General features: G+C 32.1%; 16 protein-coding genes. 6 read left to right on the top strand and 10 right to left on the bottom strand.

The window, feature by feature from the left end; all coding sequences use genetic code 11:
* The first annotated feature begins 1 nt into the window (after position 1).
* Genes Ollyesu_RS11280 through Ollyesu_RS11270 form a run of 3 tightly spaced genes read left to right on the top strand, consistent with a single transcriptional unit; the run spans position 2 to position 2,429 of the window.
* Positions 2-553, top strand: coding sequence for a hypothetical protein (locus Ollyesu_RS11280; RefSeq protein WP_279301326.1), 552 nt, complete (start codon positions 2-4; stop codon positions 551-553).
* The gene (locus Ollyesu_RS11275; protein WP_279301325.1) at positions 537-1,619 is read left to right on the top strand and encodes a hypothetical protein; all 1,083 of its coding nucleotides are present in this window, start codon (positions 537-539) and stop codon (positions 1,617-1,619) included. Before Ollyesu_RS11280 ends, Ollyesu_RS11275 begins: the two co-directional genes overlap by 17 nt.
* Positions 1,620-1,643: 24 nt before the next feature.
* Positions 1,644-2,429, top strand: coding sequence for a DUF2807 domain-containing protein (locus tag Ollyesu_RS11270; protein WP_279301324.1), 786 nt, complete (start codon positions 1,644-1,646; stop codon positions 2,427-2,429).
* Between the two features lie 69 nt (positions 2,430-2,498).
* Here the strand turns inward: Ollyesu_RS11270 and Ollyesu_RS11265 are convergent, their stop codons facing one another.
* The 7 genes from Ollyesu_RS11265 to Ollyesu_RS11235 all read right to left on the bottom strand — a co-directional run bounded on the left by Ollyesu_RS11265 (position 2,499) and on the right by Ollyesu_RS11235 (position 13,295).
* Complete coding sequence (locus tag Ollyesu_RS11265) at positions 2,499-3,671, bottom strand: hypothetical protein (protein WP_279301323.1); 1,173 nt, start codon at positions 3,669-3,671, stop codon at positions 2,499-2,501.
* 34 nt (positions 3,672-3,705) lie between these two features.
* Entirely contained in the window at positions 3,706-5,052 is a 1,347-nt protein-coding gene (locus tag Ollyesu_RS11260; protein WP_279301322.1) for an MFS transporter, read from the bottom strand.
* A gap of 88 nt (positions 5,053-5,140) precedes the next feature.
* Entirely contained in the window at positions 5,141-5,971 is an 831-nt protein-coding gene (locus Ollyesu_RS11255; protein ID WP_279301321.1) for a M48 family metallopeptidase, read from the bottom strand.
* A 129-nt stretch (positions 5,972-6,100) separates the two neighbouring features.
* A complete protein-coding gene (locus tag Ollyesu_RS11250) occupies positions 6,101-8,506 on the bottom strand; it encodes a glycoside hydrolase family 31 protein (protein ID WP_279301320.1) in 2,406 nt (801 codons plus the stop codon).
* A gap of 169 nt (positions 8,507-8,675) precedes the next feature.
* A complete protein-coding gene (gene glgB, locus Ollyesu_RS11245) occupies positions 8,676-10,589 on the bottom strand; it encodes a 1,4-alpha-glucan branching protein GlgB (RefSeq protein WP_279301319.1) in 1,914 nt (637 codons plus the stop codon).
* A gap of 30 nt (positions 10,590-10,619) precedes the next feature.
* Positions 10,620-11,885: a glucose-1-phosphate adenylyltransferase gene (locus Ollyesu_RS11240; RefSeq protein ID WP_279301318.1), complete on the bottom strand. Its 1,266-nt coding sequence runs from the start codon at positions 11,883-11,885 to the stop codon at positions 10,620-10,622.
* Between the two features lie 6 nt (positions 11,886-11,891).
* Complete coding sequence (locus Ollyesu_RS11235) at positions 11,892-13,295, bottom strand: glycogen synthase (RefSeq protein WP_279301317.1); 1,404 nt, start codon at positions 13,293-13,295, stop codon at positions 11,892-11,894.
* Between the two features lie 133 nt (positions 13,296-13,428).
* Here Ollyesu_RS11235 and msrB (Ollyesu_RS11230) point away from each other — a divergent pair, with 133 nt between their 5' ends.
* The 3 genes from msrB (Ollyesu_RS11230) (at position 13,429) to lpdA (ending at position 15,918) form a co-directional block, all read left to right on the top strand.
* Complete coding sequence (gene msrB / locus Ollyesu_RS11230; protein WP_279301316.1) at positions 13,429-13,917, top strand: peptide-methionine (R)-S-oxide reductase MsrB; 489 nt, start codon at positions 13,429-13,431, stop codon at positions 13,915-13,917.
* On the top strand, positions 13,910-14,314 hold the full coding sequence (gene msrB / locus Ollyesu_RS11225; protein ID WP_279301315.1) for a peptide-methionine (R)-S-oxide reductase MsrB: 405 nt from the start codon (positions 13,910-13,912) through the stop codon (positions 14,312-14,314). Before msrB (Ollyesu_RS11230) ends, msrB (Ollyesu_RS11225) begins: the two co-directional genes overlap by 8 nt.
* A 227-nt stretch (positions 14,315-14,541) precedes the next feature.
* Positions 14,542-15,918 (top strand): dihydrolipoyl dehydrogenase, encoded by a 1,377-nt coding sequence (gene lpdA, locus Ollyesu_RS11220; protein ID WP_279301314.1) that lies wholly within the window; start codon positions 14,542-14,544, stop codon positions 15,916-15,918.
* Positions 15,919-15,972: 54 nt separating this feature from the next.
* Here the strand turns inward: lpdA and Ollyesu_RS11215 are convergent, their stop codons facing one another.
* From Ollyesu_RS11215 to Ollyesu_RS11205, 3 genes are all read right to left on the bottom strand, one after another.
* Positions 15,973-16,449, bottom strand: a complete 477-nt coding sequence (locus Ollyesu_RS11215; RefSeq protein WP_279301313.1) for an outer membrane beta-barrel protein — start codon at positions 16,447-16,449, stop codon at positions 15,973-15,975.
* Between the two features lie 16 nt (positions 16,450-16,465).
* Entirely contained in the window at positions 16,466-16,882 is a 417-nt protein-coding gene (gene aroQ / locus Ollyesu_RS11210; RefSeq protein WP_279301312.1) for a type II 3-dehydroquinate dehydratase, read from the bottom strand.
* Between the two features lie 78 nt (positions 16,883-16,960).
* On the bottom strand, positions 16,961-17,611 hold the full coding sequence (locus Ollyesu_RS11205) for a porin family protein (RefSeq protein WP_279301311.1): 651 nt from the start codon (positions 17,609-17,611) through the stop codon (positions 16,961-16,963).
* Positions 17,612-17,810 lie beyond the last annotated feature (199 nt).

Raw genomic sequence — 17,810 nt, 5'->3', positions numbered from 1 at the left:
TATGAATGATAATATAGAAAAAAAATTTAGTGATTTACAAGATCAATTCGATGTGAATGAGCCAAATATTGGACATCAACAACGTTTTTTGGATAAACTAAACAGTTCCAAAACCCAAAACAATGTAGCTAGTATAAACACTAGTTATTGGAAACCACTATTGGCAGTAGCAGCATCTATAGCTTTAATAGTAACCCTCACTTTTAATTTAAAGCCAGATACTATTGAAAAAGATTTAGCAAGTGTATCACCAGAAATGGCAGAAACACAACACTTTTTCTCAAACACTATTAATTATGAATTAAAAAAATTGAATACCGTAAAAAGTCCAGAAACCGAAAAATTAGTTAATGATGCTTTATTACGGTTAGAACAATTAGAACATGAATACCAAACTCTTAAGCTCAATTTAAAAGAAAGTGGTGAAGATCAACGTGTTATTTATGCAATGATTACCAATTTTCAAAACAGAATAGATCTACTACAAAGTACACTTTTACAAATAGAAGAGTTAAAAACCTTAAAACAAAACAATTATGAAACTACTTTATAAACTAACACTTTGCATATTACTCCCACTATTTGCTTTTTCTAATAATGGTAATTGGGATGGCAAACACACCAAAAAGAAAACGATTAAAAAAGAGTTTACAGTTAACAAAGATGCAACGCTTAAAATTTCTAATAAATATGGTAACTTAGATGTGGTCACTTGGACAGGAAACACAATTAATATTGAAGTTACCATAACGACTAATGGAAACGATGAAGATGAAGTTGAAAAAAAATTGAATGAGATAGACGTAGAATTTTCTGCTACCAGCAGTTTTGTTTCTGCAGAGACCATAATTGGTAAAAAGAAAAAGAACTCTTGGTGGAATTGGTCTAATAACGATAATGTAAATATGAAAATAAATTACATTGTTAAGATGCCAATTACTAATAACGTTAAATTGAATAACGACTATGGTAACATTACACTTGGTACTTTAGAAGGACGTGCCGAAATTTATTGTGACTACGGTAAAATTACCACTAAAGAATTATTAGGTGATAATAACAGTCTTAATTTTGATTACTCTAATAACTGTTATTTTGAATACATTAAAAATGGAAAAATTAACGCTGATTACAGTGGTTTTACAGTTGCTAAGACCAAAACACTAGGTATTGTTGCTGACTATACAAAATCACTTATTGAAGTTGCAGAAAACATAGAATATAATTGTGACTATGGTAGTTTACGAGTTAACCAATTAAATAATATTAATGGTAATGGCGATTATCTAACAGTGGTTCTTGGAGATGTTTACAAAAATGTAAGTCTTAATGCTGATTATGGATCTATTAAAATTGGTAAAATGACTAAAAATGCTGGTGATGTAACCATTGAGTCTGATTATGTTGGCATAAAAATTGGAATAGACCCAGAATATGCATTTGATTTTGAAATAGATTTAGAATATGGTGGACTTAATGGAGAAGACGATTTTGAAATAGAAACGCGTAAAGTGCAACATTCAGACAAGTACTATTCTGGTTACCATTATAAAAACAATTCAGGAAATTTAATTAAAATAAACTCGGAGTACGGAAGCGTTACTTTTGACAAAAAATAAGCTATTAATAATAAAACAATCATCATGAATCATTCAACAAAAAATCAAAGATTACTAAGTGCTAAAAATAGTGTAACTACTATTGTAAAAAGCACCTTTTTACTTGTATTAGCACTTACAACATTTACTTCATGTAATGCACAATGGGGAAATGGAAAAACCATAAAAGGAAACGGAAACGTAACTACCATAACCAGAACTACTGCAGATTATGACGCTTTAAGACTTTCTGGTTGGATGGACTTTGAATTGGTAAAAGGTACAGAAGGTACAATAACTATTGAAGGTGAAGAAAATCTTTTAGAATACATAATAACAGAAATAGAATATGGAGGATTAGTAATTAAAACAGAAAAAAACGTCAACCTTAAACCAAGTGGTAATAAAACAATCAAAATTACCATTCCATTTGAAGATATTGAAAAAGTGTCTTTAGCTGGATCTGGTGATGTTACTTCTAATACAACTATAAATTCTAACAATTTTAGGGCAAGCATATCTGGATCAGGAGATATTGAATTAGATATAAATTCAAAAAACACAGAAGCTAAAGTAACAGGTTCTGGAGATTTAACCTTGACTGGTAATACAACTAATTTACAAGTTAATGTAACAGGTTCTGGAGATTTTCATGGCGAGCGTCTGCAAGCAGATAATACAGAAGCAAAAGTCACAGGTTCTGGAGATATTGTGGTTTATGCTAAAAAGAATTTGAAAGCAAGAGTCACAGGTTCTGGAGATATTGAATATAAAGGAAATCCTGAGAAAGTAGATACTAAAGTCACAGGATCCGGAGATATAAGTAATTAAAATAAAATTATATAAATTAAAAAGTCCCTATTTTGAATAGGGATTTTTTAATTTAGTCTAGATTATTAATTAGTCATAAAAGTATTCAACAGAGTAATCATCAACTGTACCACTTTCGTAATCATAATTAGATGTTAATGGATAATCATCATTATTATAAGTATATGTTACAGAATAACTATCATCAGGATTAGAAACTCCTCCAATAGTTGAGTTATTAGCTATTTCATTATTATTAGAAATATACAAGCCATTTAAAAGTAACAAAGTATCAAAAGCATAAACATTTTTTAAAGCTCCATTGCTGTTATCGTAAGTATATTGATCAGAATAATTCCCATCTGTCCAACTTATATAATTGCCATTACTAATTACTACAGTACCAGTGTAATCTAAGGATTCTACTCCAGTTACTGTATCAGTAAAGTAAGCTGTTTCAGTAATAGTTCCATCTGTATTATATGTATATGCCCATCTTTGACTTTGTACTCCGTCGTCTATAAATAATATTTCATTTATTAATCTATTTTGACTATCATATTCAAGTAAGGTATATTCAGCATCTGGATTACCTGTTGGATCATTGATAACCGTGTCTATTCTAGTTAGTAAATTATTTTCGTAGGTGTAAGTTTCAGTTTCTCCTTCAGAATCAGCTATACTTATCAATCGATTTCCGTTGTAAGCGTAATCTGTTGTAACAGTAGATCCATCACTGTAGGTCCAAATAGTCTTTTTTAGTAAAATTAAATTTTGATTGCTACAATCTCCTAAATCATTAATCTCTTGTTGAATGCTTCCATCAGCGTCACCACATAAGTCAATTTTATTTTCCAGAGCCATTACATATACATTACAAAAAGTAGTATATTGATCTGCAGGCGCATTATTTAAATTAAACAATGCCACATTTGCTGCAGCAGTAGCAGATGCGCAAGTATCAGGATTATTTGAAGTACAATCTCCTAAACTATAAATTAAAGTCTGAAAGCCTCCTGTTGGGTCACCACAAGCAATAATTTGATTCTCCAATGCAGTTTTATATGCGTTACAAAGAACCGTGTAATTTGCATCTGTTGCATCTACAAAGTTTTCTGCAGCTTCTAAATATGCTTGAGTTGCAGTCAAACAATCAGTAGCAGAATCTTCAGGAACAAATTCACCATCAAGTGGCTCATTTTCGCAAGTAAAAGCTGTCAGTAAAATAAATAATGACAAAAAAGGTAAGTGCAATTTTTTCATTTTTAACAAGTTAGATAGTAACAAACATAGCAAATTAATTTAACTCATCTTGTTTTGGTACTCTAAATAGTAATACTATTCCTATTAAAAAGAAGATGAATAAAAACAAAATTGCATTGCGCATACTACCAGTTATTTGGTCTATAGTGGCAAAAATCACCATACCTATGACGATACCTATTTTTTCTGCTACATCATAAAAACTGAAGTAAGATGTTGTGTCTTCTGTTTCTGGCAAAAACTTAGAATACGTCGATCTAGCTAAAGACTGTACACCTCCCATTACAAATCCAACAAATCCTGCTGCCAAATAAAATTGTATTGGTGTTACCATAAAATAGGCGTAAAAACAAAGCAGCATCCATATAATATTAACAATGATAAGCGTTTTAATATTTCCATATTTAGCTGAAGCTTTAGAGGTCAAAACAGCTCCTAAAATAGCTATTAACTGTATGATTAAAATACTACCTATTAAGCCCATTGTTTTGGCATCTTCTCCTCCCCAAGCAATTTCTTCTTCCCCAAAATACACTGCAACCAACATTATGGTTTGTACAGCCATACTAAATACAAAAAATGCAACCAAATAGCGTTTTAATCTTAAGTTTTGTTTTAATTGAATCCATACTAACTTTAGTTCTTTTAAACCATTAAACACAATTGCTTTAGTGACTTTATGACCAGAAGACACTCCTTTTGGTAATATATAAAATGAATATTGGCTAAACCCAATCCACCATAAACCAACCATTACAAAAGAATAACGCATAGCTACTTGAGCTGCAGTTTCTATAACTTCTCCATTTTCTGCTATGTTATCTTTAATGGATAATAGTTCAGGATACAACACCATAAAAAGATTAATTACTAATAATAATACACTTCCAACATAACCTAAGCTAAACCCTTTGGCACTAACACTATCTTGTTGCTCTGGATACGCTATGTCTGGTAAATATGAGTTGTAAAATACTAGACTTCCCCAATACCCTATTAATCCCATAAAGTAAAATAGCAAGCTTAAATGAATACTCTCTAAACTAAACCAATACAAGCCAATACAACCAAGTCCACCAACATAACAGAAAAATTTCATAAAGTTTTTCTTGTTGCCAACATAATCTGCAATACCAGATAATATTGGCGATGTAAAAGCAACCACTAAAAATGTAAAAGCTGTAACATAAGTAATTAATGCTGTACTTTTAAAAACAAACCCAAAAGCTGGTACTGTTTTTTCTACTTGTGATATAAAAAGTGCCGAGTAAAATATTGGAAATATAGATGATGCTATAGTTAAGGTATATACAGAATTAGCCCAATCGTAAAACGCCCAAGCGTTAAGAAGCTTTTTACTTCCTTTTTCTAGTTTTGACATGTATTAATAGTTAGTTAGAGTATAAAATACAAAAGCTGCTCTTTATAAAGAGCAGCTTCGAAAATAACTAAATAATTTTAAAACAGACTTAGTATTTACCTAAAGGTCTAAAACTAGACACTCCAAATTTTCTAGCTTCTGCTTTAGCAGCTGGTGCTAAGGCTGTTAAATTATCTATTCTTGTCTGATTTGCAGGATGTGTACTCAAAAATTCTGGTGGTGCTTGACCTCCACTTGCTTTTGCCATACGCTTCCATAATTCTGCAGCTTCATCCGGATTGTAACCAGCTATTGCTGTTAAATATAATCCAATACGGTCAGCTTCGTTCTCATGACTTCTACTAAATGGTAACATTCCTAAAACGTTAGAACCAACACCATAATATTGATTAAATGCATTTCTACTTTGTTCATCTTTAATGGCAATATTACCAGCAATTGCTAATCCTTGCTGTAACATTCCAGCACTCATACGTTGTTGACCATGGTTAGCCAAAGCATGTGCGACTTCATGACCCATAATGGCTGCAATAGCAGTTTCATTTTCTGCAACTGGTAAAATACCTGTGTAGAATACAATTTTACCTCCAGGCATACACCAAGCATTGACGATATCCTCTGCAATTAAATTGTACTCCCATTTATAATCGCTTAAATAACCCTGTTGTCCGTTAGCATTTAACCAACGTTCTGCAGCTACAGCTATACGTTGCCCTACACGTTGAATCATGTTAGCTCTAGTTGTTCCCGTTTCTACATTACTTTCTGTAAGAACTTGATTATATTGTGCAAATGCAGTAGGAAACAGCTGTGCGTTTGGAATAAACGCTAAGGTTTTCTTTCCTGTAAATGGATTGGTTGCACAAGACAAAAACATGATTAATGTTAATGTTACAACCACTGTGTTTTTAAATTTCATAATTATTATAATTTTTTCATCTATAAATCTACAAAAACTTAGCCAAAAATTAACAATTGACATCATTTACCTTGTAGTAATTTATCGACAATATTCAAAAAAAGTCTTTAAACTGTATTTCTAATAGCATTATTTTCCGATTAAATGAATTTCACTAAAGTTTTTATTTACTACCATAGCGACTGTGCCATTAACTTTTAATTGCTCAATAGAGATGGTTTCGTTATCCAATTGAATTTCATTAATTTCAAAAGGTAATCCATGAATATTTAATTTGAAGGTTTGATAAGAGGCTTCGTACTTTCCTTCTTTATGTTGTTGTAGTATTAACTCGTTAGACTTTCCTGTTAATTTAAAAGTTCTAAAGCTATAGCGTCCCTTAGTATAATCATAACCATCATGAGCATCATCAAAAAGTTGAGACGATTCTTTACCGTGTTTAAAATACACGTCTAAAACTAGCTCGTCAATATTTTTTTCGCCTACATATTGTTGAATAGGAAATTTAGGGATTACAGCTCCTTCTTTAATAAATATTGGCATACTATCTATTTCTGCATCCACCCACTTTTCTTTTCCACCTTCAACTACTTCATCTGTCCAGTAATTATACCAGGTTCCTCTAGGAATGTACATTCTTCGACCTTTTGCATTGGGTTCTTGGATTGGGCACACAAGTATTTGGTTACCAAAAACAAACTCGTCTGTTCTGTAGTGCGTTTGATTATCTTCTTGATCAAACATCACTAACGATTTTAAAATTGGCGTCCCATGCTCTACCAAATTCCAAAATGCTGTGTATAAATAGGGTAATAATTGATATCTAATTTCAATAAACTTACGTACTACATCTGTAACATCTTCATCAAATGCCCAAGGTTCTTGATCTCCATGGTCACCAGATGAATGTACACGACAAAATGGATGGAAAATTCCTAATTGAATCCATCGAGTAAACAATTCGCCTTGTGGTTGCTCAGCAAATCCACCAATATCGCTTCCTGCAAAACTAAATCCCGACATTGCCATACGTTGCGCTTGTACATTAGCAATCCATAAATGCTCCCAAGTAGCAACATTGTCTCCTGTCCAAGTAGATGTGTATCGTTGCGTACCAGAATAAGCTGCACGAGTAATTACAAATGGACGTTTAGGGTAGTTAAATTTTTTCATACCATGGTAGGTCGCTCTAGCCATTTGCATACCATACACATTGTGTGCTTTTCTGTGGCTACATGGATTACCATCATAATCATGACGTACATCGTCTGGAAACGTTTTATTTGGTACTTCCATAACTGCTGGCTCGTTCATATCATTCCAAACGCCTCGCACACCTATTTCTTCTACTAATTCTTTAAATAACCCAGACCACCAATCTCTAACTTCTGGTTTTGTAAAATCTGGAAAATAACACTCTCCTGGCCATACCTTACCTTTCATGTAAGGTCCATCTGCACGCTTACAGAAATAATCTTTATCTAAAGCTTCTTTAAAAACATCGTATTCGTTATCTATTTTAATCCCTGGATCTATAATAGCTACGGTTTTAAACCCATCGTCATATAACTCTTGCACCATGCGTTTTGGGTCTGGAAAATGCTCTTTATTCCACGTAAAACATCTAAATCCATCCATATAATCAATGTCTAAATAAATAGCATCACATGGTATTTGTAATTCTCTAAACTTAGAGGTCACAGCTTTAACTTCTGCTTCTGGATAATAACTCCATTTGCATTGATGAAATCCTAAAGCCCATAATGGTGGAAGTTGATGTGGTTTACCTGTTAAATCTGTATAACTTTCTACGACATCTTGCATTTGAGGCCCATAAATAAAATAGTAATTCATTTCTCCTCCTTGAGCCCAAAAGCTTGTGACATTACGTCGTTCTTGACCAAAATCAAAATACGATCGAAATGTATTATCAAAGAAAATACCATAAGCTTTACCATGATGTAATCCAGTAAAAAATGGTATAGCTTTATAGATTGGATCTGTTTCTTTTCCGTAGGCGTAAGAATCTGTTACCCAATTTTGAAATCGTTTTCCTTTTAAATTTAAATGTTCTGGTTTATCACCTAAACCAAAGTAGCTTTCGCGCTCGTTTACAACCTTACTCATTTTTACAATGTTACCACCATACTCGTAGCTTTCTTCCCAATGAAAACCAATTTCGTCTTCATTGATTAGCTCGTCTGTTTTAACATCATAAAGAGAAACTCTTGCATCTTTCTTAGACACCTCACATCTCAATTTTGAAGTTGTTATGATAAAATTTTCATTGTTTTCACTTATCTCTAGCTTGTTATAACCAGTACTTGCATATTTGGTTATTGCATAAGAAAAATCGTTATCAAATGTGCCAGTAGTTGTGTATCTAAACCTTAACACACTATCTCTTAGCACTGTAAGTTGAAGAACAACATTGTTTTCTGTATAGAAATATAAGGTGTCAACGTCCTTTTTAAATTGTATTATTTGCGAAGGAAATAGGTTTCCCTTTTGTTCTAGTTCTGTATTTACAATCATAATTGTATATAAATAATTTAAAGTAAAAAAACGGAAAATAAAACTGTTACGAAAGCATTGGTACTATATATTATCACGAATTATTAACTATAACGTTTTCGGGATTGTAAATTATTAGATCCTTGATTTTTAGACCTTAAAAAATCAAATAATTAAAGATTAATATGTATTATTTAGTACCATATTTAAGTACTACCATCCCAAGAGGTGGAATAGTAATTTCTGTTGAATTTTTTCTAGCGTGCCACAATTTGGTTTGACTTGTTAATGGTTTGTTTTCAAAATTACTACTACCATAAAATGAAGCGTTATCGCTATTAAAAATCTCGGTAAGTGTTCCTTTTTTTGGCAAACCTATTCTATAATTTACTAACGGAACAGGTGTCATATTACAAGCTACAATAACATTATCTTTTGGCTTGTTTCCTTTTCTAATATACACTAAAACTGAATGCTCAGCATCTCCATAATCTATCCACTCAAAACCGTCATGAGAGAATTGTTTTTCGTGTAATGCAGGCTCAGATTTGTATAATGCATTGATAGCTTTAATATACTCTTGGATACCTTTATGTGGCTTGTATTGCAATAAATGCCAGTCTAAACTAGTTTGAAAATCCCACTCTTCACTTTGTCCAAATTCTGCACCTTGAAATAAGAGTTTTGTGCCTGGATGTGTAAACATATAACCATATAAAACGCGTAAATTTGCAAATTTTTGCCACTCGTCTCCAGGCATCCTGTTTAAAATAGATTTTTTACCATAAACAACTTCGTCGTGACTTAAAGGCAACATAAAATTTTCAGTAAAAGCATACGTCAAGGAAAAGGTAATATCGTTTTGATGGTGTTTTCTATAAATAGGTTCTTTACCAAAATATTGTAATGTATCATGCATCCAACCCATCATCCATTTCATACCAAAGCCTAATCCTCCTAAAAACACAGGTTTTGATACACCTGGAAATGCTGTAGATTCTTCAGCAATAGATTGCACATCTGGAAAACTTCCATAAATAGCTTCGTTTAATTCTTTCATAAAAGCAATTGCTTCTAAATTTTCTCTTCCGCCATAAATATTAGGTTCCCACTCGCCTTCCTCTCTAGAATAGTCTAAAAACAACATAGAGGCTACAGCATCAACACGTAATCCATCTGCATGAAATTGATCTAACCAGAATAAAGCGTTACTAATTAAAAAAGATTTAACTTCATTACGACCGTAGTTAAAAATTAAACTTTTCCAATCTTGATGATATCCTTTACGTTTATCAGGATGTTCATACAAACATGAACCATCAAAAAAGCCTAAACCATGTGCATCTTCAGGGAAATGTGATGGAACCCAATCTAAGATAATTCCAATATTATTTTCATGTAGTTTGTCGACTAAAAGTTTAAATTCTTCTGGATATCCAAATCGCGATGTTGGCGCAAAATAACCAGTTACCTGATAACCCCAACTTGGGTCGTACGGAAACTCCATTATTGGCATCAACTCTACATGTGTAAAATTCATCTCTTTGACGTAATTAGCTAAATCATCAGCTAACTCGACATAAGACAAAAAACGATTTTCTTCTATTTGTTTTTTCCAAGAACCTAAATGGACTTCGTATACAGAAAATGGAGCATCTAACGCATTGTACTTTTTTCTGGATTTCATCCATTTGGAATCTTTCCACTTATAATCGTCTTCCCATACAATTGATGCTGTTTTGGGATTATGTTCATAACGTCTAGCGTAAGGATCTGCTTTTTCTGTAACAATACCATTATTATGACTTTGAATTTTATATTTATAAATGGTGCCTTTACCAACATGAGGTATAAATCCTTCCCAAATACCGCTTTCGTCCCAACGTACATTTAATAGGTGCTCATCCTCGTTCCAAAAATTAAAGTCACCAATTACTGATACTTGTTTTGCACTTGGTGCCCAAACTGCAAAATAAGTACCCTCTACTCCATTTACAGAAGTGATATGCGAGCCAAACTTCTCGTACAACTTATAGTGTTTTCCTGCCTTAAAAAGATTGATATCAAAATCTGTGAATAAGCTATGCGCTATTACTTTGGACATATATTGCTTTTTTGGATAAAATAAATTGGGTTATTTAATTATAGTTCCTTTTGGTATTGTAGCACCTTTTTTAATAACTACTATACCATCTTTTATAAGATAGGTTTCAGTTTCTGTATCTTTAAGATGCTTACCGCCTTCTATTTTAACATCATCTCCAATTCTACAATTTTTATCTACAATACAATTATTTATGTAACATCGATCACCAATACCCAAAAGATTAATTATCTTGTTTTCTTCAATAAACTTTAAAGACTCGTAAGAATCACTTCCCATCATATATGTATTTAATATCACAGACTCCTTACCTATTCTAGATCTAATACCAATGACACTTCTTTCAATTTTAGCAGCGTGAATTATGCAACCATCAGCAATGACTGTTTTATTTAATAAAGTACCAGAAATTTTTGATGTTGGTAATATTCTAGCTCTTGTAAATACTCTGTCTTCATCATATAAATTAAATTTAGGTATATCATCAGTTAGACCTAAATTAGCTTCAAAAAAAGAATCTATGGTACCAATATCTGTCCAATACCCTTCATATTGATAGCTAGTAGTTTTGTGTTTATGAATGGATTGAGGTATGATTTCTTTTCCAAAATCTATTGTATCTGGATTATCCATTAATTGCATTAAAAGTTCTCTATTAAATATATATATACCCATAGATGCTAGATAGTGCCTACCTTGTTTTTTCATATCGTCACTAACATCCGATGTCCAGTCTGGTAACAAATCAGCTGCTGGTTTTTCTATAAACGAAGTTATAGTATTGTTGTTATCAGTTTTTAATAATCCAAAACCAGTTGCTTCTTTAGCAGTAACTGGATACGTTGCTATAGATATTTCTGCATTACTTTTTACATGGTTATTAATCATGTCTTGGAAATCCATGTTATAAAGCTGATCTCCAGAAAGTATTAACGCATATTTAAAATCATGACTCAAAAAATGATGCATGCTCTGTCTAACTGCGTCTGCTGTTCCTTGAAACCATTTGTCACTTTGCATTGTTTGTTCTGCTGCTAGAACGTCTACAAAAGCAGAACTAAAAAAACTGAAATGATAAGTATTTTTAATATGTTTATTTAATGATGCAGAATTAAACTGGGTTAAAACATACATGCGTTTGATATCCGAATTTATACAATTAGAAATTGGTATATCAACTAGCCTGTATTTACCTGCTATTGGTACTGCAGGTTTAGATCTATCTGCTGTTAAAGGGTATAGTCTAGAACCTTGTCCTCCGCCTAGTATAATGGATAATACATCGTTATTAATCATATTTTTTTAGTTTATGGATTGGTATAAATTTATATATGCTTGAGCTGACATATCCCAAGAATGGTCAATAGTCATTATATGTTGTCTAATAGTTTTAAATTTTGCTTGATTGTTATAAAGTAAAGTTGCTCTGTCTATAGCATGTTCTACTTCTGCTGCACTAACATTATCGTGACATAGTCCAAAACCATTATTAGTTATATCGATAACAGTATCTTTTAATCCTCCTATTCGTCTTACTATTGGTATGGTTCCGTATCGTAAGGCGTACATCTGGTTTAATCCACAAGGCTCTACTCTTGATGGCATTAATAAAAAATCCGCTCCAGCGTAAATGATGTGCGAGAGTTTTTCGTCATAACCAATATACGCATTATATTGTCCTTGAAAAAGCGGTTTTAAATTATTTAAAGCGTCTTCGGTATCGGATTGTCCAGATCCTAAAACTAAAATTGATATAGCCTTATTTTGTAGGCTATTTTTAAACACTTCAGGAAATACATCTACACCTTTCTCACCTACTAATCTACCAATAAATGCAAATAATGGCTTGGTTACATCCAGATTAAATTGGTCGCATAACCATTTTTTATTAGCTTTCCGTCCAGATTGAACAGTTTTACTGCTATAATTTTTTATTATATAGCTATCCGTTTCTGGATTCCATACATTAGTATCAATTCCGTTTAAAATACCAATACATTTGTTGCTTTCATGTCCTAATAAAGCTTCTAATCCGTTTGCGTGTTCTTTAAGTTCTTCCATATAACTTGGTGATACTGTCGTTACTCGCCAAGCACACTTAATTGCAGCAGCTAGAGGATTGATAGTATTGTTCCAGTCTAACAGTCCTGTATTTGAGCTATCAAATTCTGGTATTAAATGTAATTTATCATACCCAAACCAACCTTGGTATTGCGCATTATGTATAGTGGTAATTACTGGAATCTTGTTTAATGATTCATACTTATAGCTTTCTTGAAGCATAAAGGGTATCAATCCTGTGTGATGATCATGACAATGGATAATATCTGGTTTATCTTTAAGCTCTAAAACCCAATCTAAAACTGCAATTTGGAATGCTAAAAACCTTACTGTATCGTCTGAAGAGTAAACATAATCTTTGTGTAAAAGCTCCGGAATGTCAATAAAATAGACGTCAACATCTAAAACTGGATCTTTTGTTTTTAAAACTTTAAAAGTTATTTCAGAATCACCTAAAAGCAAAGGTGCTTCGTAAATCTTATAAAATGCATATGATTGTGTAAATTCGTTATTATAAAAAGGCATTACCACAGACGTTGGATGCCCTAATTTATTTTGGTATTTGGGTAAAGCTCCAACAACATCTGCTAATCCTCCAACTTTAGCAATAGGATAACATTCTGCACTAATATGTATAATTCTCATAAAACGAATAATTCTTTCAAGTTGAAAAGTTACATTATAATTACCGAATACTAAAATGTTATTATTAACTTAAAAATACGACTAAAAATTAACAGTGTAAACATTTTAAATTATCTTTAAGAAAAAGAAAATTATGAAAAACTTAGCATTATTATTACTGGTTTTAGCATTTTTTAATTGTAAATCTAATGCTCAAGACACTCCAGAAAAAACAGAAAATACAACCTACGAAGTTTCAAAAACAGAAGCAGAGTGGAAAAAAATATTAAGTAAAAAGGAGTATTATGTTTTGCGTGAAGCAGGCACAGAGCGTGCGTTTTCAAGTCCTTTAAATAAAGAATACAGACCTGGAACTTACCATTGCGCTGGATGTGATACACCATTATTTAAAAGTGAAAATAAATTTGATTCTGGTACTGGATGGCCAAGTTTTGATAGATGTATTGATAACAATGTTGCTTATTCTACTGATAACGATTTAGGATATACCAGAACCGAAGAACATTGCGCTACTTGTGGTGGACATTTAGGACATGTCTTTAACGATGGTCCAAGTGCTACTACTGGAAAAAGACATTGTATTAACGGAGTTGCTTTAAATTTTAAACCTAGAAATGAGTAATTATAAAATCTACAAAACTGAAGATGAGTGGCGTCAAGAGTTAACTGACGAGCAATATAGAATTCTTCGAAAAAAAGGCACAGAAATGCCACACACAGGAAAGTACAATCTTCATTTTGAAGATGGAACTTACCATTGTGCTGGTTGTAATCAACAACTTTTTGAAAGTAACAGCAAATTTGAATCCGGTTGCGGTTGGCCAAGTTTTGATGATGCTATTAAAGGTACAGTAAACAATGTACTAGATAAGTCACACGGTATGATTAGAACAGAAATTGTTTGTTCCAACTGTGGTGGTCATTTAGGTCATGTTTTTAATGATGGACCAACTGAAACAGGTACGCGCTATTGTGTAAACTCTGCAAGTGTAGATTTTTCGTCTAAAGACGATAAATAATTTCTTATCATCTATTTCCGTACTATTTACACAAAAAGGATTAAACATTTGTTTATAGTCAATTAATCGTTACCACATATTTGAACTGTCTGTTAGAGTTCCTCAAACAGAGTAAGTATTGATATCTTGATCTTTAAGGTATGCTAAATAAAAATGAAACTTCGATTTATTATTTCGGCTTTGTTTTGTAAATTCGTAACCTCTTAAAAACGACTAAACATTTAACGATGAGTAAATACGATATTATTGTTCTTGGAAGTGGACCTGGTGGTTATGTTACTGCTATTAGAGCTTCGCAATTAGGATTTAAAACAGCTGTAGTAGAAAAAGAAAGCCTAGGTGGTGTTTGTTTAAATTGGGGTTGCATCCCAACTAAAGCCTTAATTAAAAGTGCTCAGGTTTTTGATTATTTAAAACATGCTGAAGACTACGGGTTAAAGGTCAAAGAAGCCACTCATGATTTTGATGCTGTTATCCAACGAAGCAGAAATGTAGCTGATGGGATGAGTAAAGGGGTTCAGTTTTTAATGAAAAAGAACAAAATTGACATTATCGAAGGTTTTGGAAAACTTAAACCTGGTAAAAAGGTAGAGGTTGAAGGAAAAGAATACAGTGCTGACCATATAATAGTTGCAACTGGCGCAAGATCTAGAGAGTTACCAAGTTTACCACAGGATGGTAAAAAAGTAATTGGCTATCGTGAAGCTATGACTTTAAAAGATCAGCCAAAAAAGATGATTGTTGTAGGTTCTGGAGCTATTGGTGTTGAGTTTGCTTATGTTTATAACTCTATGGGAACGGAAGTTACTGTTGTAGAGTATTTACCAAATATAGTACCTGTTGAAGATATTGACGTGTCTAAGCAATTAGAAAAATCGTTTAAAAAATCTGGTATCAAAATCATGACATCATCTGAGGTTACTAAAGTAGATACTTCTGGAAAAGGTGTAAAAGCAACTGTAAAAACCAGTAATGGTGAAGAAGTTTTAGAAGCTGATATTATTTTAAGCGCTGTTGGTATTAAAACTAATATCGAAAACATAGGCTTGGAAGACGTTGGTATTGCTGTAGATAGAGACAAAATCTTGGTCAATGACTATTACCAAACTAATATACCTGGTTACTATGCAATTGGAGATGTAACACCTGGTCAAGCATTAGCACACGTTGCTTCTGCAGAAGGTATATTATGTGTCGAGAAAATTGCAGGACACCATGTTGAAGCTTTAGATTATGGAAACATTCCTGGTTGTACCTATTGTGCACCAGAAATTGCATCTGTTGGTTTAACTGAACAACAAGCAAAAGATCAAGGTTATGAGATTAAAGTCGGAAAATTTCCGTTCTCGGCTTCAGGAAAAGCAAGTGCTTCTGGAACTAAAGATGGATTTGTAAAAGTTATTTTTGATGCTAAATATGGCGAATGGTTAGGGTGCCATATGATTGGTGCAGGAGTAACAGACATGATTGCCGAAGCGGTTTTAGGTCGTAAACTAGAAACTACTGGACATGAAGTATTAAAAGCAGTACATCCTCATCCTACAATGAGTGAAGCAGTTATGGAAGCGGTAGCAGCTGCTTACGATGAAGTGATACATTTATAGGAAATAATATAAAGAACATTAAAAAAGACGATTCTTAACTGAGTCGTCTTTTTTTTATAGTTTATAACCAACACCAAAAAATAATATGTTTGGAGAGAGTTCTTCAAAACCTAAGGCATATTTAATATTTATATTTAATCGAGAAAATAAATCATACTCTAAACTTACATCTGCTCTGACCTTAAATTTATTAGTGAAAAAATCAAAAAAATAATTTAAACTTGGTCCCAAAAGAAGATGAAAGTTATTGTCTACATCATACTTTAAATACATAGGTGCATTCAAAAACTTAAAGTCATTAATTCCTTTATATAATATTTCTGGTTGAAAGTGAAAACCTTTATCTATTTTAAAATCAACAAAAACACCTCCAAAAAATCCAAAATCTGTTTCTGGGTCCTCACCAAAATTAGCTTCTGTTACTTTAAAAAAAGTAGCATTTACTCCTCCTTTAACTCCAAAATCAACTTGATTTTGAGCTATTGATATTGAAGAAACAAATACAGTTATAATAAATAAGTAATATTTCATAAAAAATTAAAAGTTATTACAAAAAGCTTTGAATTGCCAATTCATAACTTTGCAAACCGAAACCAAGAATAATCCCTTTGGCATTAGGCGCAATAAAAGAATGATGTCTATACTCTTCTCTACCAAAGGTATTAGATATATGTACTTCTACTACAGGAGTTTCAATAGCTTTAACTGTATCTCCTATACCAACTGAAGTATGTGTATATGCAGCAGCGTTTAAAATAATACCATCATAGCAAAATCCAACTTCTTGTATTTTATCTATCAATTCGCCTTCAATATTAGATTGAAAATGCTCGATACTAACTGTCTTATATTTTTCTTTTATTGTATCTAAAAATTCAGTAAAACTTAAACTTCCATAAATATTAGGTTCTCGTTTTCCTAATAAATTGAGATTAGGTCCGTTTATGATGATTAATTTTTTCATAGTGTAAAAATACAAAAGTTATGGTATAAAAAAACCGAAGCAAAAAGCTTCGGTTAGATTCTTTAAGAATATTATATATTAAAAGAAAAAGCCTACAGAAACCTGAAATACTGCATTTTGATTTTCAAATTCATCTGAACCTTCTCCATCATTAATGTTAGATAATCCTAAGTTGTATCTAGCGCTAAAGTTAAGTCCACTATCTAATTTGTATCCTAGTCCAAAATTTAAACCAAAATCAACACCACTTGTAAAATCATCAGTATCTGCTGATTCTGTTCCAGATTCCGTTTGACCATTTATAGTTTCACTAAAACTAACCTCTTCTTCAGATTTAACTAAGAAACCTATTTGTGGACCAGCTTCTATACTAAAACCGTCTGCAACATAATATTTAGCCATTAGAGGTAAGATAATGTAGTCTAATTTTGCTTTTGCTTCTTCCGTGTAAGAATATGTGAAACCGTTAATGTTTTCTGATTCAGAATAGTCATCCTGAGCTCCTTGTGCAGAATATAATAATTCAGGTTGAAATGAAAAATTCTCTGAAATTTCTATTTCGGCAACAAGTCCAATATGAATACCAATTTTCGATTCTATACCATCAGTATCATCTCCAGTAATAGTTGCAAAATTGACACCAGCTTTAGCACCAAAATTTACATCTTGTGCATTAGCACTAGTTAATCCAAATACTGCAACTGCAGCAATCATTAATAATTTTTTCATAATTTAAATAAGTTAAGTTTATATATGATAGTAAAATTAGCACCAATAAAGAGTTTAAACAAGTAAAATTTAATAAAACAAAACCAAACACTAGTAATAATCTAAAAATCAAATACTTAACCTGTTTAAAACATCCATTTTAAAGTTATGTCATAAAAAAAACCGAAGCTATTAAGCTTCGGTTTTTTTAATAAAATAT

This window comes from Olleya sp. YS (assembly GCF_029760915.1).
In the GTDB taxonomy this organism is placed as follows: domain Bacteria; phylum Bacteroidota; class Bacteroidia; order Flavobacteriales; family Flavobacteriaceae; genus Olleya.
This window is presented reverse-complemented; position numbering and strand designations above follow the sequence as displayed.